The organism is Mannheimia cairinae, assembly GCF_028649535.1.
Lineage (GTDB): Bacteria > Pseudomonadota > Gammaproteobacteria > Enterobacterales > Pasteurellaceae > Mannheimia > Mannheimia cairinae.
The window spans coordinates 56,996-76,977 of record NZ_JAQSJE010000004.1 but is presented as its reverse complement, the minus strand read 5'-3'; the positions used below and the strand labels follow the sequence as shown (position 1 = coordinate 76,977).

The window sequence follows — 19,982 nt, the reverse complement described above, 5'->3', positions numbered from 1 at the left end:
GCATAGTAAACAAAATTTTAACAAATACAGGATATAACTAATGAATGCTGAAAATAGTTGCGTGGTCATTTTTGGTGCTTCCGGCGATTTAACTTTCCGTAAACTTATTCCCGCTCTTTATAATTTATATAAAATTGGACGATTAGGGAAACACTTCTCGGTTTTAGGCGTTGCTCGCTCAGAATTAACAGATGATTCATTCCGTCAAAAAATGCGTGATGCCTTAATTAAATTTGAAAAAGCCAATGGTCCTGAATTAGAGGCATTTTGTGATCACCTTTATTATCAAGCGGTGAATACGTCTGATGCAGTAGATTATGCAAAATTACTTCCTCGCCTTGATGAATTACACGATAAATACCAAACGGGTGGCAATACGCTTTATTACCTTTCAACTCCACCAAGTCTATATGGTGTCATTCCTGAATGCTTAGCCGCTCACGGTTTAACTACCGAAGAATTTGGTTGGAAGCGTATTATTGTTGAAAAACCTTTTGGTTATGATATCGAAACTGCTAAATCACTTGATATTCAAATTCACAAATATTTTGAAGAACACCAAATTTACCGTATCGACCACTATTTAGGCAAAGAAACGGTTCAGAACCTATTGGTTTTACGTTTCTCAAATGGCTTATTTGAACCGCTTTGGAACCGTAATTTTATTGATTATGTCGAAATTACAGGTGCAGAATCTATCGGGGTGGAAGATCGTGGTGGTTACTACGATGGCTCTGGTGCAATGCGTGATATGTTCCAAAACCATTTATTGCAAGTGCTTGCGATGGTTGCAATGGAGCCACCTGCTATTATCAATGCGAACTCAATGCGTGATGAAGTAGCAAAAGTATTGCACTGCTTACACCCATTATCTGAAGAAGATGTAAAAAATGATGTCATTTTAGGGCAATACGGCAGAGGGACTGTCGATGGCGAAGAAGTGCCTGCCTACTTAGAAGAAAAGGGTGTGCCAGCAGATTCTAATACCGAAACCTTTATGGCGGTAAAATGTGAAATTGATAACTGGCGGTGGGCAGGAGTACCGTTCTATGTGCGTACCGGTAAACGTTTACCAACTCGTGTAACCGAAATTGTTATCCACTTTAAAACAACCCCACACCCAGTATTTAGCCAAAATGCACCAGAGAATAAATTAATTATTCGTGTACAACCAGATGAAGGGATCTCAATGCGTTTTGGTTTGAAAAAACCAGGGGCGGGCTTTGAAGCAAAAGAAGTTTCAATGGATTTCCGTTATTCTGATTTAAGTGCAAATTCAACACTATTGACCGCTTATGAACGCTTATTATTAGATGCATTAAAAGGCGATGCAACGTTATTTGCACGTACTGATGCGGTACACGCTTGCTGGCGATTTGTGCAACCTATTTTAGACTACAAAGCCAACCGTGGTCGTGTATATGAATATGAATCAGGCACTTGGGGCCCAACGCAAGCGGACAAACTGATTGCCAAACACGGTAAAGTATGGCGAAAACCTTCAGGAATGATGAAGAAGAAGGTTTAGATTTTAACTCTCTTTTTTAGAAAAATTTCGCAGAAATTATATATGTTCATACGAAATATTGAAATCGTAATCAAATCTCCCCTAACCCCTCTTTGCTAAAGAGCGGGATTATTCTGAGGAAAAATGTAAAATGAACACTAAAATTTTCCCAACTGCCCAAAATGCAGTTGAAAAAATTGCTCAAGAATTAAAAGCGTACAGCGAACAAGACCGCCCTGTGCATATTTCGCTTTCGGGTGGTTCAACCCCAAAATTGCTATTTAAAACACTGGCTACAGAACCATTTAATACCGAAATTCAATGGCAGAATTTACATTTCTGGTGGGGTGATGATCGAATGGTTGAACCGAATGATCCAGAAAGTAACTATGGCGAAGTACAAAAATTATTATTCGATCATATCCAAATTCCTGCTGAGAACATTCATCGTATTCGTGGCGAAGAAAATGTGGAGCAAGAACTTGCAAGATTTTCACAAGAATTGACCGCTTGCGTACCAAATCTAGCCTTTGATTGGATTATTTTAGGAATGGGGAATGATGGACACACCGCATCACTTTTCCCACACCAAACAGACTTTAATGATCAAAATGTGGCAGTAATCGCGAAACACCCTGAAACAGGGCAAATCCGTATTTCAAAAACAGCCTCTCTGATTGAGAAAGCAAAACGCATTACCTATTTGGTTACAGGAAAAGCCAAAGCAGAGATTTTAAAAGAGATTCAAGACACACCAGCAGAACAACTCCCTTACCCAGCCGCTAAAATTAAAGCGAAAAATGGGGAAACGGAATGGTATTTGGATTCAGAAGCTGCGGCTAATTTATAAGAGGTTAAATAATAGTACTTATCTCTAGACGAGTACTTATAACGTAATAAATTTAGGTACTCGTCAAAGACGAGCACCATCATAGTCATCTTTACAAGCGGTTATTTTTGTAAAAAAGTTCGCAAATTAGACCGCTTGCACAGAATCAAAACTAACAGGAGCAAACAATGTCACAAAAAGGCGATATCGGCGTTATCGGTTTAGCGGTAATGGGTCAAAACTTAATTTTAAATATGAACGACAATGGCTTTAAAGTAGTAGCGTTCAACCGTACAACTTCAAAAGTAGATGAGTTTTTAGAAGGGCCGGCAAAAGGCACAAACATTATCGGTGCTTATTCATTAGAAGATTTAGCAGCGAAATTAGAAAAACCACGTCGTATAATGTTAATGGTACGTGCTGGCGATGTGGTTGATCAATTTATTGATGCGTTAGTCCCACACTTAGAAGAAGGCGACATCATCATTGATGGTGGTAACTCAAATTACCCTGATTCAAATCGCCGTGTGAAAGCGTTGGCAGAAAAAGGTATCCGCTTTATCGGTACGGGTGTGTCTGGTGGCGAAGAAGGTGCTCGTCATGGGCCGTCTATTATGCCGGGTGGTAACGAAGAAGCGTGGCCTTATGTAAAACCTATTCTACAAGCGATTTCAGCAAAAACCGATAAAGGCGAACCTTGCTGTGATTGGGTTGGTAGAGAGGGTTCTGGCCATTTCGTAAAAATGGTGCATAACGGTATTGAATATGGTGATATGCAGTTAATTTGTGAAGCTTATCAATTCTTAAAAGACGGTTTAGGCTTAAGCTACGATGAAATGCACGAAATTTTCAAAGAGTGGAAAAACACTGAGCTTGATAGCTATCTTGTTGATATTACAACCGATATTCTTGCTTATAAAGATGAAGACGGCGAACCACTTGTGGAGAAAATTTTAGATACGGCAGGCCAAAAAGGTACAGGTAAATGGACAGGAATCAACGCATTAGATTTCGGTATTCCATTAACCTTAATTACTGAATCTGTATTTGCCCGTTGCGTATCTTCATTTAAAGATCAACGTGTAGCAGCATCAAAATTATTCAATAAAACCATTAGCCCAGTTGAAGGCGACAAAAAAGTTTGGATTGAAGCAGTGCGTAAAGCATTATTGGCATCAAAAATTATCTCTTATGCACAAGGCTTTATGCTAATTCGTGAGGCGTCTGAAAACTTCGGTTGGGATATTAACTACGGTGCAACTGCGTTATTATGGCGTGAAGGTTGTATCATTCGTAGCCGTTTCTTAGGCAACATTCGTGATGCTTATGAGGCAAACCCAGATTTAGTCTTCTTAGGTTCAGACAGCTACTTCAAAGGCATTTTAGAAAATGCGATGGCAGACTGGCGTAAAGTGGTAGCAAAATCTATCGAAGTGGGTATTCCAATGCCTTGTATGGCAAGTGCGATCACGTTCTTAGATGGCTATACTTCAGAACGTGTACCAGCAAACTTACTGCAAGCTCAACGTGATTATTTCGGTGCTCACACTTATGAACGTACCGACAAACCTCGTGGCGAGTTTTTCCACACAAACTGGACTGGTCGTGGCGGTAATACAGCATCAACAACTTATGATGTTTAGTTTTTGATTAGATAAGAAAAACCCTCTTAATTTAAGCAATTAAGAGGGTTTATTTTTAATTAGTACATACCTTCACGTTCTTCACGTGTACTGATATAAATATTTTTGACTTGAGTGTAGGCTGCCAACATCATTTTATGGGTTTCTCGTCCAATTCCTGATGTTTTATAACCACCAAATGGAGCCCCTGCTGGTAATCTGTTATAGCAGTTTACCCATACACGACCAGTTTCTAATGCTCTTGAGACACGTAATGCTCGATTGATATTTGTTGTCCACACAGCTCCGCCTAAGCCATATTCACTGTCATTTGCCATTTTAATGACTTCTGCTTCATCTTTAAACTTAATAACAACAGCAACAGGGCCAAAGATCTCTTCTTGTGCAACTCGTTTATTATTGTCTGATGCTAAGATAAGTGTCGGTTGGAAAAACTCACCATTTTCTAAATGATCTTCATCTGATTTTTGACCACCTGTTAAAATTTCACAACCTTCCTCTTTAGCAATATCAATATATTTGCTAATAATTTTAACTTGGTTGCTATTAACTTGTGCCCCCATTTGAGTATCATCTTCCCAAGGTAAGCCGACTTTGACTTTTTTGAACTCTTCTTTCAATGCTGCAATAAATTTGTCATAAATGCCTTCTTGTACAAAGATACGAGAACCTGCACAGCAAACTTGTCCTTGGTTAAATAAAATACCTTTTTGCGCTCCCTCTAAGGCTTTATCAAATGGCATATCATCAAAGAAGATATTAGCGGATTTACCGCCTAACTCAAGAGTGGAAGGAATCAACATCTCAGCTGCAGCAACCCCAATTTTACGTCCAATTTCAGTAGAACCAGTGAAAGCTAATTTACTAAAACCTTTATGTTGTAGCATATATTCGCCAGATTTAGACCCTTTACCCGTAATCACATTAAATACACCTTTAGGGAGTAAATGATTAATTTTTTGAGCAAATGATAATATGCTTAAAGAGGTAGAAGATGACGGATGGATTACAATAGTACAACCCGCTGCAAGTGCCGGAGCTATTTTCCACGCAGCCATTAAGAATGGGAAGTTCCAAGGAATAATTTGACCAACTACACCAATAGGTTCTCGAAGAATAAGTGATAAATCTTCCTCATCTAATTGATTTGCAAACCCCTCTTCCGAACGAATAACGCCAGCAAAATAACGGAAATGATCAGCTGCTAAAGGAATATCTGCCGCACGGGTTTCACGGATGGGTTTTCCATTATCTAAGGTTTCTTGTAAGGCAAATAGCTCAGCATTTTCATCAATAACATCAGCAATCTTATGTAAAATAGTTGCTCTTTCTGTAGCTGAAGTAAGCTTCCACGTTTTAAATGCCTCTTGTGCAGCGGAAACAGCCGCATCGACATCAGCGTCACTTGCGTCAATAAAAGTAGCTAATTCGCTACCGTTTGCAGGATTATAAGAGGTTAATTTTTCCCCTTTTGAACCATCTGTCCAGTCACCATTGATAAGTAATCTATAGTGTTTATCAAATACATTTAGATCTTTTGCCATAATAACATCTCCTATTTGGGGTTGAGATTAAAATATGTGCAACTCAAATGAGTTAGACCTAGGGTAAAGTGCTTTAGCATTAAATTCAACATAGAAAATAGTTTTTAAAATCTATTAATCTAATAGTGAGACATAGATCACATTTCCAACAAAAAATTGTGAACTTTATTTACAAATAAGAATGCATAGCCGGATAATAAAACCTAGCCTAAATGAACTTAATTTAGGCAGAGTCTGGCTATATTTATAAACGATAATATTGTGATTTTTATTTTCACGACTCAGCATATTGGTTTAAAAGATAGCAGAGATTAATCGTTTTTTTCATTAATTTTGGGGGCTATATGCTTACGGACCAGGATATTTTTAATCGTTATCAAGCAAAACAAGAAGAATTTAAGAAAGAAGCGGATATTACCTTAGTCGGACATTCATTGTTCGATATGTGGGGCGATATGGAAAATGGTACACCAAATTTAGCAGGGCAAACTGTTGCAAATTTAGGCTTATCAGGAACCAGTGCTCGCCAATATCTAGATGTCATTATTAAACAAAATCTGATTAAACACGTTGGAAAAAATGTTTTTGTTTTTTTAGGTGTTAATGATATTGTCAAAGAATCAGAGTATTCGCCAAAACAGGCTTTAATTTGGATTGAGGAGATTGTAAAAGGTCTGCGTGAAATTGCACCTCATTCTAACTATTTCCTATTAGAAGCCACACCAGTAAATAATATTGAAACAACAGATAACCCGGCAATTAAAGAGATGAATGCCTATTTTGAGGCTAATTGCCCTTCTGATTTAACTTATATTAAAACCTGGGATCGTTTTGAGAACGAAGAAGGTAAGTTAGATTTAAGCTTATGCCACGATGGATTGCATTTCACACAAGCTGGATATGATCGATTAGAAGCGATTTTAACTGCTTATTTATAGAAAAATAGGTTTTAGTCGCTGATAAAAATCCCCATTTATTTTATCAATGAATGGGGATTTATTCTTATTTCTTTATTTAGCTAAACATTGGCTAAACTCGTCTGCTAACGCTTGTAAAAATTCAGGATAAGACGTAGCACTTAACTGAATTTTAGCACCAAGTGGATCTAACTGCCCTACCTTGACTTGTGTTTCTTTTGCTAAACTTTCAATTACTTTTGGTGTAAATTGTGGTTCAGCAAATAAACATTGTGCTTTGTTTTGCGTAATATTTTTCTTAATTGCTGCTAAAGTTTTTGCACCTGGTGCAACTGTCGGGTTGATTGTAAATGAACCTAGTGAGTTTAAACCATAAGCTCTCTCAAAATAGCCATAAGCATCGTGGAAAGTATAATAACCTGTGCCTTTTACTGGTTCTAATTGTTTTGCAATTTCTGCTTTTTTAGCGGTTAAATTTGCTTTGAATTTTGCAAGATTATCTGCAATTTTTGCTTTTTGTTCTGGTAGCTGCTCCGTTAAGCGTGCTGCAATTTGTTCTGCTGCTAACTCACTGGCTTCAGCTGAAAGCCAGATATGCCAATCTTCATCGTGGCTATGGCCGTGATGGCTATGATCGTGATGATGGTGTTCGTGTTTATGGTTGTGCTCGTGTTTATGGCCGTGCTCGTGTTTATGGCCGTGCTCGTGTTTATGGCTGTGGTCGTGTTTATGATCGTGGTCGTGATCATCATCTTTTTTCGTGGTTGCGACAATATCATCAATCGCATCAACATCTTCTAACGTTAATACTTTCTCTTTAGGTAATTTTTCAATACTTTTTTCTAAAAAGCTTTCTAAACCATCACCTACCCAAACAACTAGCTGAGCAGATTGTAATTGTGTTACATCTGATGGTTTTAAACTATAATCGTGTGGAGATGCACTTACAGGCAACAATACTTTTGTTTCTGTTACACCATCAGTAATAGCACTTGCAATAAAACCTAATGGTTTGATACTTGTTAATACATCAGCTTGAGCAACACCTGCCCCTAAAACCGCTAAACCAATAAGTGTTCTTTTAAACATAACAATTTCCTCTATTTTCACAAATAAGTGTAGGTCGGCACATTCTAACAAAACAAAATAAAATTTCTATAATTTTTTTATGGGTATTTTTCAGCAATATTTTTCTATATACTTGCATTTGCAAAAAAATCTACAAATTTGACCGCTATGAAATATAAAAATTTACGAGAATTTCTGAATTTGCTTGAATCTGAAGGCGAATTAGTTCGAGTGAAGCAAGAAATTGACCCTTATTTAGAAATGACTGAAATTGCAGACCGCACCTTACGCAAAGGTGGGCCAGCTATCCTTTTTGAAAACCCGAAAGGCAGTAATATGCCTGTGCTTTGTAACCTATTTGGCACACCAAAACGTGTTGCAATGGGAATGGGGCAAGAAGACACCAAAGCCTTAAGAGAGCTTGGCAAACTGTTAGCTTTTTTAAAAGAGCCAGAACCCCCAAAAGGATTTAAAGATCTTATTGGGCAGTTACCACAATGGAAGCAAATTCTGAATATGCCACCTAAGGTACTTAGCAAAGCCGATTGCCAGCAAGTTGTTATTTCAGGTGACGATGTTGATCTGACTCAACTGCCGATTATGCACTGCTGGAAGGGCGATGTTGCTCCGCTTGTTACTTGGGGATTAACGATTACGCAAGGGCCTTACAAAAAACGTCAAAACTTAGGCATTTATCGCCAACAACTGATTGGCAAAAATAAATTGATTATGCGTTGGCTTTCCCACCGTGGTGGTGCTTTAGACTTCCAAGAGTGGAAAGCGGAAAATCCAGATAAACCGTTCCCTGTTTCAGTAGCACTTGGTGCGGATCCTGCCACTATTTTAGCGGCAGTTACTCCTGTTCCAGACACCCTTTCCGAATATGCCTTTGCTGGCTTATTACGGGGCAATAAAACCGAAGTGGTGAAATCTATTTCTAATGATTTGGAAGTACCAGCAAGTGCAGAAATTGTGCTAGAAGGCTATATTGATCTAAACGAAACCGCATTAGAAGGCCCGTACGGCGATCACACTGGCTATTATAACGAGCAAGAATATTTCCCAGTATTTACCGTAACGCACATTACTATGCGTAAAGATGCAATTTATCATTCCACCTACACCGGCAGACCACCTGATGAACCAGCCGTATTGGGCGAGGCATTAAATGAAGTCTTTATTCCGATTTTGCAAAAACAGTTCCCTGAAATTGTGGATTTCTATCTGCCGCCTGAAGGCTGCTCTTATCGCTTAGCGGTTGTTACTATCAAAAAACAATACGCAGGACACGCAAAACGTGTGATGATGGGCGTTTGGTCATTCTTACGTCAGTTTATGTACACCAAGTTTGTGATTGTATGCGATGATGATGTAAACGCTCGTGATTGGAAAGATGTTATTTGGGCGATTACCACTCGTTGCGACCCGGCACGAGATACCACACTCATCGAAAATACCCCAATTGATTATCTGGATTTTGCTTCCCCAGTTGCAGGCTTAGGTTCTAAAATGGGAATTGATGCGACTAATAAATGGGCTGGTGAAACCAATCGTGAATGGGGTACACCAATCGAAAAAGATGAAAATGTGGTAAAACGCATTGATGAGATTTGGGATTCACTAGGAATCTAGAGCAAACCTTTTAAGCGATAAATCACTTAATTTGAAACCTCAACATACGTTAAAACAAGCGGTTGTTTTTTTGTAAAAAAACGGTATTATGTAGCAGTTGCACAAAGACCTAACCGCTTGAAAATACTAGAATCTCCATTGAAAGTTTAACTCAATGGAGATTTTTATTATGGCAGAATCCCACCTTATTTCTCAACTTACCAAATTAATCGAAAGTAGCTATAAAGAAAAAGCAATTCTTGAACATCAACTTGATCAGTTAAAACAACAGAAATCAGATTTAGAGGATAAAATACTTTGTTTTGAGAATACCTTGATATACATTGAACCCAATTTCGATTTAAGGCAAATCAAAACACAATTTAATGTTTCAAGGCTAATAAAACCTCGATTGTTTAAGCAAAATCTTCAATTGTTGGTTGCAAGAGTATTCAAGCAAAGTGATAGTTGGAAAACATTATACTTTATTACAGAGGCGGCGTTGGAATTAGACACTGGCAAAAATTATCCTCTACCTCAAAGGGAACATGAATTAGCTGTTGCTCGCGTATTAAAAGAACTGTATAAGAAAGGAATTATTGAACGGAAAGAAGTTGAATTACATAAACGGACACTAAAGCGAAGATTTTTCAGGCGTTCTGAATGGCGATTAAAACCTTTAGCGTGAGAATAGAGAATAGCGGTAGAGATACCGCTATTTTGGTTATAGACTAGGTTTTTCCCAATTTATTTTATATACAAAACCAGCCTCTGGTTCTATGATTGTATATGTAAAACTCTTAGTCGGGTAATCAAATTTCACTGATGTTATATGTTGCTCATTTGCATTAGGCTTATCTATTGGTTTTCTTGTTATTTTAGCTTCGCAAGCGTATGAGTCGGTTGCATAATACAATTCAATTTTAAAATTAATAAACCTAATTGGTTCTTTTACATATTGAGCTAAAAATGGCTTGGCATCATCATTTTCTACAATTGCTTTTGTATGCAATACATCACATTCATTATAAACCAGAGAACGAGCTGGAGTTAATTTAACTCGATGATATTTATTGCCAAAATCATCCTCTCCATAATTAATTTGCCCTACTTGTTGTAAGTCAGACAGAATTTGAGGGTTGTTTGTTCCAGTCCAAATGAACCTATGTTCAAAACATCCTTTACAAAAAGTTTTAACCTGAATATGGCGAAACTGTTCATAAGTAGACGTTTTTCCATCAAAAGTAGAGTATTTAAAGAAAGAAGCTATGGTTAAATAGCCATTACTATACTGTTTTATCATTGAATCCTTAGTAACAAGGTAAACTCTAAATGAACAAAACAAGATTAGAAAACATAAAAGCCCAAAAACAATCCAAGATTGAATGGGCTTTTCGAATAATTGAGATATATTTACACCAATAATAGTAAAAATGGTGCCTAAAAATGTTAAAAGATTAATAGTATTAGATTTCAACCATTTCATACTTTACCTAGCTTGCATCAACACCCATAATAAGTCTCCTAGCGTATAAGTTAAATACTACTTGAAATTGCATTTTTGTAGTATACGAAGCATATAACCCTTCTATCCTTTAGATAGAAGGGTTATATGTTCGTGCAAGCAAAACCGTTGCACTAATTTTATATGTAAATTTAAATAAGTCAAGCTAATACATAACAAGAGTTCTAAAAGAGCATTGCTTTACCTCCATTGCCAATACACTTCATTTCGGCTAACTTGTATTCGGCTAATCCAGTTTCTTTGGTAGAATTCATTGAGTTGCTTTCGAACGGAATCAAGATGCTTTTCAGAAGGTATATCAGGATTTTGTTCAATATCGAAAATGCGCTGCGTGAGTTCGGCTATTGTAAAGGCTTTATTGGGTGCTTCTCGCATCATTTGTACGATGTATTTACGAATTTTCCCTTTAAAGAGCTTATATTTGGAACGGTACACAAAGTTGTCCGTATTATAAAGGGCTACATCACTTTCCTGTTGAGTAAGCTCAATAGCACGTTTTAATGTGGCAATGTTCGCATCAAGTAACGCAAGATGATGTAATACCTGTTTACGTTCAAACTCAAATTCTTTGAGTTTCTTATCTAAGTTATATGCCATATATCTACTGCCAAATCACTTCTTGATGAATAATTTTTCGTTGCCAATAACCGCACCATTCATTGTTATCGTTGGTGGTTTTCAAACATCGGCTTAATACATCAATAAACTGCGCTTTATTTGAGGTACGGCGATTGTCCTCACGGTACGCAATTTCATTAGCATAGTTAAGTAAGTATTCGTTGCTGATACGGTGAACTTGTCCGTAGTACATACGTTTGAAACGACTAAATAGACTTTCTGCCTGATTGTTTGTTACACCTAAGTCACTACGATATTCTTCTTTATGGTTTACAGTTCTCAAGTTATAGTAAGGCAACAAGACATCATAAGCCGTGCTTTCATCGGTATTGATTTGTGTATTCGGTTTAATGAACTTATCGGCAAAACTTTTCACTACCGATTGCGATTCAGTATGCGCTACAAAAACGTGAGAACGTTTTACCCCACAATGCAGCGCATTACTGGCTTTTTCTTCTGGCGAATAATGCTCACGCGCAACCATGACACAACGTTTATCAGGATTCTGATTTTCCTTTAAACGATAGTCAATGCGGTCAGATTTCTTATTTGCTTTACGTGGTGCAGGATGAACATAAGTACCGTCCATATCCACTACACCTGAAAGTGGTTTCATATCACGACTTTCTAATAATGCCTTGCGGAATTTATGTGATAAAACAAATGCCGTGCGAGGATTAAGTTTTGCATTACGTGCTAATTGAAGGGATGATAAGCCTTTGACAGCATTTACCCATTCAATTAAAGCATAGAGATAAACCTTAATTGGTTTCTTGCGATTGGCAAAAATGGTGCCAGAAGTGACACTAAAAGTGTGATTACAATGTTTGCAGCGCCATTGTTTACGTGTAGAAATATAATAAGGCTTGTGTTGCACCCCACATTTAGGACAAGCAATAAATTCTTTTCCACCCCATCTTAATTCACAAAGCAAATTATACGCTTCTTCTTCCGAGAGTTGTGCTATCTCGTAGGAAGAAAGCGTGCGAGCTTTGCTAGAAAGAAGAAAATGTTGGGTCATAGTATTGAGATCACACCTTGATTAAACTAAAATATGAAATATTATTCATATTGATTGTGTATAATGTAGCACAATCATTCAGTTTTTTCAATAGGAATGTGAAATAGTGTGCATATCTAAGCGTTTGAAACAGATATTGGAAGCTAAAAATATGACAGTTACTGAGTTTTCTAGAGTGACGAATATCTCATATCGTTCAGCGATGAATTATCTAAATGAGGGAAGAGATCCTAGTGTGGAAGCGTTAGTGAAAATTCATAATACGTTAGATGTTAGTATTACGTGGCTATTAACTGGTAAAGAAGATAATTTTCAATTTAATAATAGTAATATTTCCGAACAAGAAAGAGCGTTAATTACTAATTACAGATTAATGCCAAGTAAATTAAAAGATTATTTTTATAATTTACTTTTAGAAAATTCAAAAATATTAAAATAAATTTTAATAGGATTATTATGACTAAAACTTATGATAAAAAATCAATCAATTCACCTTTTAGATATGCGGGTGGGAAATTTTACGCTAGAAAACTTATCCTAGAATGCATACCTAAGCATTCCGTTTATATAGAGCCTTTTGTTGGTGGAGGTTCCATTTTTTTTGCAAAAGATAAGGTAGAATATAATATTCTTAATGACATAGATCCAGATCTAATAAATACATATTTAATAATAAAAAATAGACCAAATGATTTAATAGATTTTTTAAAAGATGAAAAAGCATTAAAAGAAAGACATCATTGGTATAAAAATGAGTTTTCACCTAAAGATGAATTAGAAAAAGCAGCGAGGTGGTACTATTTAAATAGAACTTCATATTCTGGTATTATGAATCCTAAAAATTGTTATTGGGGCTACGGTGACAAATATAGTATGAGACCTGAAAATTGGGGAAATAGTATTCTTAAAACATCTTCAAAGCTACAAGGGGTAGAATTTAATAATTTAGATTTTGAAATTATTATTGATAATGCACCAGATAATGCTTTTTTATTTATTGATCCTCCATATTTCAATGCGGATCAAGACAAGTTCTATACTTATTCCTTTAATAAAGAAGATCATTATAGGCTTAAAAAATGTTTATATCGGAATAAAGATAGATTAAAATTTTTAATCACTTATGATAACTCTGAAGAGGTTAGAGAGCTATATGATTGGGCAAATTCAATTGTTGATAAAGAGTGGAACTACACAATAAACAGAACTGACGACCAAACAAAAAATAAAATTAAAGAAGAAAAAAGAGGTAGTAGATATAAAGGAAAGGAAATTTTTATAACTAACTATCATATAAATCATTCAAATAGCCAAATCGACTTAGATATATAAATAAATTTGGCATAACAGGGGAAATAACTTATGTTTTTAACACCTGTATGCCAAATTAAAATAATTATTTTAATACTCCCCTATATGTTTAAGTAAACGATGCTCTATTTCACTTATATGAAACCATTTATCCTGAATGACATTTGCATTTTTATCAAATTCAATTAAAGGATAATTTGGAATAAATTTACAATTTAATTTATTATCACATTTTTTCCTAGTACATATATTTCCATTGTTAGATATTGCTAAAGCGTGAGATGAAGCAACGTACATATCATTAAATGCTAAATCCTGATAACCTTTATCTGTTTTATTTATTCCATACTTAGAATATAAAAATTTTAAACCAGCCTCAGAAGGAGACCAAACAAAGATACCATTGGAATTGGTCGCATAAAAGACATTGGCTAATGATGTTATAACAAAATCAAAATCAGATGAAAGATACTGATCATTATGAACTAACAAGCTATCTTTTGGGACACCTCTTTCAGGAGCAAGTCTGCTTGCTAATTCTTCACCTAATGTCCGACTGCGCATACATTTGACTGAAAGAATATATCCACTATTATTAGATTTAATTCTTCCTTTTGCTGATAGTTTGCATTCAATTGATATTTTCTTGTTACTAGGAATATGGGTTATCAATACATCTTGATCGTGATAACCTAATTGGGGATTTAAAAATGGTTTTTCAATTTTCCATATTTCATTAGATAAAATAGTCGAAAGTTTGTCAGCAACTGAAAATTCAAACGCTTTTCCCCTAATCATAGGTATAACTTTTGGATCTTTGAGAATTGCACCGAGATGATTAAATGGCAAATTATACAAATCACAAAAATTAACTAAATCAGAATTAATATTCATATAAGCTCTAAGTTATATATTTTCAAATAGTTCCATTAACGTAATATCTAAAGCTTCTGCTATGGAATATATGGCTTTTAAAGATATATTTCTTCTTCCATTTTCAACTCCAGAAATATAACTTCTATCCAAACCAGATCTATAAGCAAACTCTTCTTGAGACAATCCATTTTGTTCTCTTAACATTTTTACCCTATTACCAAAGGTAACTAAAACTTCACTTTTCATAGTCTTAGAAAATATTTTTTTAGTAATATACATAAAAAAACAGTCCAACCATAGACGATGAGTAACATAACTCAGATAAAATTGCTTTACATTTAAAGTCATTCTAGAAAAAATTTTTTCATTTTCGCTTGATTTCAATTTTTTACTAAACTATATTGGTAGGTGATTAGCTTACATCACTTGAATACACTTATTTTTGCGAATTATTTTACTATTGCTTGTTCGATATTGATATTTATCGGAAAGCTAGATAAACCACCTAGCTCAAATAGTTTTGGCTAATAGGAATTAGTATTCCATCTTTCGGTTTATTGAATTTCCTCCACAAGTTTCTTGTGGTGGTACGGTATTCGAGGCATAAACGCTTTGAGCCGATCTGATTTCTTCAGGTGGGCGTTTTTTTGTGTCTGGCGTTTAGCAAATCTCGAATGCCTTGTACTACACAAGGAAATTCGCAATGGCTCAACATTATTTACTTTCAAGCAAATCAAAAAACATCAATTTAAAAGATATTTTACGCCTTACTGAAGAAGATGCTTTTCACCTTTTTAAAACTCACCGTTGGGGAAGCCCTGATAATATTCGTGATGTATGCTGTCCGCATTGTGGTATTCGCCACGAAGCCTATTTCCTTCCTTCTCGTAAACGTTGGTGTTGTAAACATTGCAAACGCCATTTTTATATTACAACAAATACAGCCTTTGCCTTTCATAAAGTTGATTTAGTCGATATTCTTGCTGTCATCTTAATGATGGTAAATAGCTCAAAAGGCATTAGTGCGATTGATGTTAGTCGTCATCTTAATTTGAACTACAAAACGGCATTTGTACTTTGTGGGAAAGTTCGCGAAGCTTTATTTAAAACGCGCGATTTAAGTCCATTGTCAGGCGAAATTCACGAAGATGGAATGTGGATCAACTTTACCTTGCGCCCAACTAATTTTCGTAAAAACAATCATAAACAACGTCAAAAAGCTGATAAGAAAGGTCGTAAATATCCTAAATTTAGAACGACTAAACGTTGTCTATTCGCTATTACACAACGTGCTGCAAATGATAGTAATATATCTGGAGCAAATCGTACCATTGTTGCAATGGATTATACCGAAAATGCGGATACTGTTTTTGCATTAAATCAACGCTTTGTCAAAGCAGGCAGTGATATTATGTGTGATGAAAACCCTGCTTATAAAAGTCTTGATTTTCATTACACCCGTTGGTCGGTGAATCATCAAGAGGCTTATAGTGCGAAAGGTGTAAATAATAACCTTGCGGAATCCTTTAATGCCAGAATGCGCGACTTAATGCGTGGCACACACCATAAAACCGATAATAAATATGCCTTACACTATGCCAATCAAGCTGCATTCTTTTCAGATAATCGCCGAGAATCTAACGGTAAACTTTTTGAAGATGTCCTCAAACGTTGTTTATGGGTTCTGCCATTTAAAGAATGGGTTGGTTATTGGCAGGGAAATCATCGTGAAGGTGAGCTTCTAGGTGTGAAAGCCTTTGCACCTAACGAAATTTCATCACACTACTTTAAGCGACTTGAAGAACAAACTGCATACGATGAAATTCTGATGGCGGCATAGAATCGTATAGACGCTAATAGACTTAGATAGAATTATATAGAAAGAAATAACTTACCTGAATAAAGGTTGAGAGGATTAGCTACGCCTTGAATTTGAAAAAATGGAAAATTGATGTGAAAAATTGCGAGGTTGAAGTTAGAATTTGAGGTAAAAGAAATGCCTTTCACAATTTTCATTCGGAAAGGCATTTAAATTTACGCGGTAAATTAGTCAATTTTCGGACTTTGTGCAACTGCTACATAATACCGTAAAAAAATGCAAAATTTCAACCGCTTATATAAAGCATTTCATCTCTTCTTAAATAAAATTAACTCTCAATTCCCATAATAATTACCTTGCCTTTTTAAACATTAAAATGCGATAATACCTCGTTATTTTTGCCCTTAAAAAAGCAATAAAAAATTGCAAAAAATTTGGCAAAAACAACCGCTTGCAGAAACTTTCGCAAGCCTTACTTAAGTGTTTGATTTTGCGGTTTCTTTGAGACAAGAAGAAGTAAACGTAAGACAACAATCGGCACTTTTTAGGAATTTAGACAGTCGTGAGATAGACGCAAAAAAACTCCTAACGTTATTGGCATAAAAGCCGTGTAAAAAAACAACAAAATAATCGAGAAAACACAATGAAAAGAATGTTAATCAATGCAACTCAAAAAGAAGAGTTGCGTGTTGCCCTTGTTGATGGGCAGCGTTTATTCGACTTGGATATCGAAAGCCCAGGTCACGAACAAAAAAAATCTAATATCTACAAGGGTAAAATCACCCGTGTTGAACCAAGCCTTGAAGCTGCATTTGTCGATTACGGTGCAGAACGTCACGGATTCCTGCCTTTAAAAGAAATTTCACGTGAATATTTCCCTCAAGACTATGTCTTTAACGGTCGCCCGAATATCAAAGATATTATCCAAGAAGGGCAAGAAGTTATCGTGCAAGTTAGCAAAGAAGAGCGTGGCAACAAAGGTGCAGCCTTAACCACTTTTATTTCACTTGCTGGAAGCTACCTTGTGTTAATGCCAAACAACCCTCGTGCTGGCGGTATTTCTCGCCGTATTGAAGGCGACGAACGCTTAGAATTAAAAGAAGCATTAGATAGCCTAGACGTACCTGAAGATGTTGGCTTAATCGTGCGTACCGCAGGTGTAGGCAAATCGCCTGAAGAATTACAATGGGACTTAAAAGTTCTTTTACACCATTGGGAAGCTATCAAAAAAGCGGCGGAATCTCGCCCTGCCCCGTTCTTAATTCATCAAGAAAGTGATGTAATTGTGCGTGCAATCCGTGATTACCTACGTCGTGATATTGGCGAAATTCTTATTGATAATAAAAAAGTATTTGAAAAAGCGAAAAACCATATTCGTTTAGTTCGCCCGGATTTCATTAACCGGGTGCGTTTATACGAAGGTGAAGTCCCGCTTTTCAGCCATTATCAAATCGAATCACAAATTGAATCAGCTTTCCAACGTGAAGTGCGTTTACCATCAGGTGGTTCAATCGTTATTGATGTAACCGAAGCGTTAACGGCGATTGATATTAACTCATCACGCTCAACCCGTGGTGGCGATATTGAAGAAACAGCCTTAAACACAAACTTAGAAGCGGCAGATGAAATTGCTCGCCAATTACGCTTGCGTGACTTAGGCGGTTTAATTGTTATCGACTTTATTGATATGACCCCAGTTCGCCATCAACGTGAAGTGGAAAACCGTATTCGTGAGGCTACTCGCCAAGACCGTGCAAGAATTCAATTTGCACGTATTTCACGTTTCGGTTTATTAGAAATGAGTCGTCAGCGTTTAAGCCCGTCATTAAGTGAGGCTTCATCACATATCTGCCCTCGTTGCCAAGGCACAGGTAAAGTACGTGATAATGAATCTATCGCCCTTTCAATTCTACGTTTACTAGAAGAAGAAGCGATTAAAGAAAATACTGCTCAAGTTCACACCATTGTGCCGGTACAAATTGCGACTTACTTGTTAAACGAAAAGCGTAGTGCAATTTCAAGTATTGAAAAACGTCATAATGTACAAATTGTTGTAGTTCCTTCTGAAAGTATGGAAACCCCACACTTCAGTGTTTACCGCTTACGTGAAAATGAAGTAACACCAACATTAAGTTATCATTTAACTAAGCACTATGAAGCTCGTACAGAAGACGAACATTGCAACCATAATCATAATGATGATGCGTTAGTTACTCGTAATGAGCCTGTAATTACAGTTGAATCTGTATTACAAAGTTCTGAGCTTAATTTACAACCTTCTCCAACCCCAGCAAAACCAGCTAAACCATCGTTATTAACTCGTTTAATTGCAACAATTAAAGGTTGGTTTGCAGAAGAAGAAAAAGTTGAAGAAAAACCGAAACCAAAACGTAATCCACGTGATCGCCGACAACGTCGTGAACGTCAAAATCGTCATTCTCGAACAGAGAATCAGGAGCGTAGACAACAAAATCAATCTGCAAAACAAGAAGAAAAAGCAACACGAGCAGAGAAAAAACAACGTCGTGCCGTAGTAGAGGAAGTTGCAGGTATGACTGAAAATACTGAGGCTCGTACAACTCAACGAGAAGTTCAAACAGAACGTCGCCAACGTCGTGAATTACGTAAAAAAGTACGTGTAGAAACAACCGAATCAACAACCAATGAAACAGTTGTTACATCGGCCACACCTGTACCAGTTGTAGTAGAAAAAGCAGTTGAAGTTGAAAAAGCAGTTGAAGCTGAAAATGTGCAAAATACAGCTCAAATTCAACCGCTTGCAATACCAGAAGTTGCTACAGAAAATAGTAACAATGAAACACGTGATAAAAATCGCCAACGTCGTTTACCTCGCCACTTACGTGTAGGAAATCAGCGTCGCCGTGAAAATCAACGAGTCAATGTTGCCTCCTCAGCAATGCCATTAACTTCAGCTGTTGCATCTCCAGAGCTTGCAAGTGGTAAAGTTTGGGTTCAATTTGCTATGCCAGTTAAATCAGCAAAAGTAGAAGAGAAAGTACAGTTCTTATCTGTTGATGAAATGTTAGAGCAAGAAGAAAACAGAGCCCAACCAGAGCCAGAAAAAACAGAGAAAAAAGTCAGCACAAAACAGACAACATCTGTTGCTCCATTAGGTGGTTTTGTTGCTCAGGCGACTGAACGAGATCTGGTTAAAGAAAAGCTAGAACAAGCACATAAACCAAAAACAGAAATAGATTCAACACAAGAACCTGATATCCAAAAATCAGATGTGAAAGAACATATTGCTCCTTTTGGCAGTGTTGTTTCTCAACATTCTGAGCGTGATTTAGTAAAAGAGAAAAATGAACGTGTAGGAAAATTCCAATCACAAGCTACAGTAGCACCTGCAATTATATCTGCAAATTCGCAAGTAATTGAAACTCCCGTTTCCAGCTATGAAAGTGAATATAATTTTACAGGTAAGCTGGGTACTTTCTCTCGAGTTAAACATACAAAATCAGCGATGACTGTTGCTAAAGCTGTTGAAGAAACCTCAGAAAAAGTAGTTATTACAGAATGGCAACATTCAAAATACTATTTTTATGGCAAAGGATTTGGTGGTTATACTAGTGCCGTAAGTCAGGTGCAATCTGCCCCACGCTCAACAAATAATTAAACGCTCTAGCGTTTAAAAATAAAGTTTATGCCTATTGTTTATTTACACAATAGGCA

Annotated in this window: 17 protein-coding genes; 10 read left to right on the top strand and 7 right to left on the bottom strand. The window is 36.4% G+C overall.

All coding sequences use genetic code 11. The features are described 5' to 3' along the window. Positions 1-40 precede the first annotated feature (40 nt). From zwf to gnd, 3 genes are all read left to right on the top strand, one after another. The gene (gene zwf, locus PTQ27_RS05000) at positions 41-1,528 is read left to right on the top strand and encodes a glucose-6-phosphate dehydrogenase (protein WP_273747693.1); all 1,488 of its coding nucleotides are present in this window, start codon (positions 41-43) and stop codon (positions 1,526-1,528) included. 130 nt (positions 1,529-1,658) lie between these two features. After that, positions 1,659-2,357 carry a 6-phosphogluconolactonase gene (pgl, locus tag PTQ27_RS04995; RefSeq protein WP_273747692.1) on the top strand — a complete coding sequence of 233 codons (699 nt, stop codon included), beginning with the start codon at positions 1,659-1,661 and terminating at the stop codon, positions 2,355-2,357. 167 nt (positions 2,358-2,524) lie between these two features. Beyond that, a complete protein-coding gene (gene gnd / locus PTQ27_RS04990; protein WP_273747691.1) occupies positions 2,525-3,979 on the top strand; it encodes a decarboxylating NADP(+)-dependent phosphogluconate dehydrogenase in 1,455 nt (484 codons plus the stop codon). A 59-nt stretch (positions 3,980-4,038) separates the two neighbouring features. Here the strand turns inward: gnd and PTQ27_RS04985 are convergent, their stop codons facing one another. Further along, positions 4,039-5,523, bottom strand: coding sequence for an aldehyde dehydrogenase family protein (locus PTQ27_RS04985; RefSeq protein WP_273747690.1), 1,485 nt, complete (start codon positions 5,521-5,523; stop codon positions 4,039-4,041). Positions 5,524-5,867: 344 nt separating this feature from the next. On the opposite strand from PTQ27_RS04985, the gene PTQ27_RS04980 reads away from it, so the two are divergent. Beyond that, positions 5,868-6,461 carry a GDSL-type esterase/lipase family protein gene (locus PTQ27_RS04980; protein ID WP_273747689.1) on the top strand — a complete coding sequence of 198 codons (594 nt, stop codon included), beginning with the start codon at positions 5,868-5,870 and terminating at the stop codon, positions 6,459-6,461. Positions 6,462-6,533: 72 nt separating this feature from the next. On the opposite strand, the gene znuA is transcribed toward PTQ27_RS04980, so the two are convergent. Further along, positions 6,534-7,529 carry a zinc ABC transporter substrate-binding protein ZnuA gene (gene znuA / locus PTQ27_RS04975; protein WP_273747688.1) on the bottom strand — a complete coding sequence of 332 codons (996 nt, stop codon included), beginning with the start codon at positions 7,527-7,529 and terminating at the stop codon, positions 6,534-6,536. Between the two features lie 147 nt (positions 7,530-7,676). Between znuA and ubiD the strand changes: the two genes are divergently transcribed. After that, complete coding sequence (gene ubiD / locus PTQ27_RS04970) at positions 7,677-9,140, top strand: 4-hydroxy-3-polyprenylbenzoate decarboxylase (protein WP_273747687.1); 1,464 nt, start codon at positions 7,677-7,679, stop codon at positions 9,138-9,140. A gap of 169 nt (positions 9,141-9,309) precedes the next feature. Further along, entirely contained in the window at positions 9,310-9,807 is a 498-nt protein-coding gene (locus PTQ27_RS04965) for a hypothetical protein (RefSeq protein WP_273747686.1), read from the top strand. A 36-nt stretch (positions 9,808-9,843) separates the two neighbouring features. Here PTQ27_RS04965 and PTQ27_RS04960 read toward each other — a convergent pair whose 3' ends face one another. From PTQ27_RS04960 to PTQ27_RS04950, 3 genes are all read right to left on the bottom strand, one after another. After that, positions 9,844-10,605 carry a hypothetical protein gene (locus PTQ27_RS04960; protein WP_273747685.1) on the bottom strand — a complete coding sequence of 254 codons (762 nt, stop codon included), beginning with the start codon at positions 10,603-10,605 and terminating at the stop codon, positions 9,844-9,846. A 219-nt stretch (positions 10,606-10,824) separates the two neighbouring features. Continuing rightward, entirely contained in the window at positions 10,825-11,241 is a 417-nt protein-coding gene (locus PTQ27_RS04955; protein WP_273747684.1) for a hypothetical protein, read from the bottom strand. A 4-nt stretch (positions 11,242-11,245) separates the two neighbouring features. Then, entirely contained in the window at positions 11,246-12,283 is a 1,038-nt protein-coding gene (locus tag PTQ27_RS04950; RefSeq protein WP_273747683.1) for an IS1595 family transposase, read from the bottom strand. Positions 12,284-12,389: 106 nt separating this feature from the next. Here PTQ27_RS04950 and PTQ27_RS04945 point away from each other — a divergent pair, with 106 nt between their 5' ends. Next, complete coding sequence (locus PTQ27_RS04945; protein ID WP_273747682.1) at positions 12,390-12,722, top strand: helix-turn-helix domain-containing protein; 333 nt, start codon at positions 12,390-12,392, stop codon at positions 12,720-12,722. A gap of 17 nt (positions 12,723-12,739) precedes the next feature. Continuing rightward, entirely contained in the window at positions 12,740-13,615 is an 876-nt protein-coding gene (locus tag PTQ27_RS04940; RefSeq protein ID WP_273747681.1) for a DNA adenine methylase, read from the top strand. Between the two features lie 69 nt (positions 13,616-13,684). On the opposite strand, the gene PTQ27_RS04935 is transcribed toward PTQ27_RS04940, so the two are convergent. Further along, positions 13,685-14,488 (bottom strand): hypothetical protein, encoded by an 804-nt coding sequence (locus PTQ27_RS04935; RefSeq protein WP_273747680.1) that lies wholly within the window; start codon positions 14,486-14,488, stop codon positions 13,685-13,687. Positions 14,489-14,500: 12 nt separating this feature from the next. Beyond that, entirely contained in the window at positions 14,501-14,749 is a 249-nt protein-coding gene (locus PTQ27_RS04930; RefSeq protein ID WP_273771116.1) for a helix-turn-helix domain-containing protein, read from the bottom strand. Positions 14,750-15,173: 424 nt separating this feature from the next. On the opposite strand from PTQ27_RS04930, the gene PTQ27_RS04925 reads away from it, so the two are divergent. Further along, complete coding sequence (locus PTQ27_RS04925) at positions 15,174-16,310, top strand: IS1595 family transposase (protein ID WP_273747678.1); 1,137 nt, start codon at positions 15,174-15,176, stop codon at positions 16,308-16,310. A 622-nt stretch (positions 16,311-16,932) separates the two neighbouring features. Continuing rightward, a complete protein-coding gene (gene rne / locus PTQ27_RS04920) occupies positions 16,933-19,926 on the top strand; it encodes a ribonuclease E (protein WP_273747677.1) in 2,994 nt (997 codons plus the stop codon). Positions 19,927-19,982 lie beyond the last annotated feature (56 nt).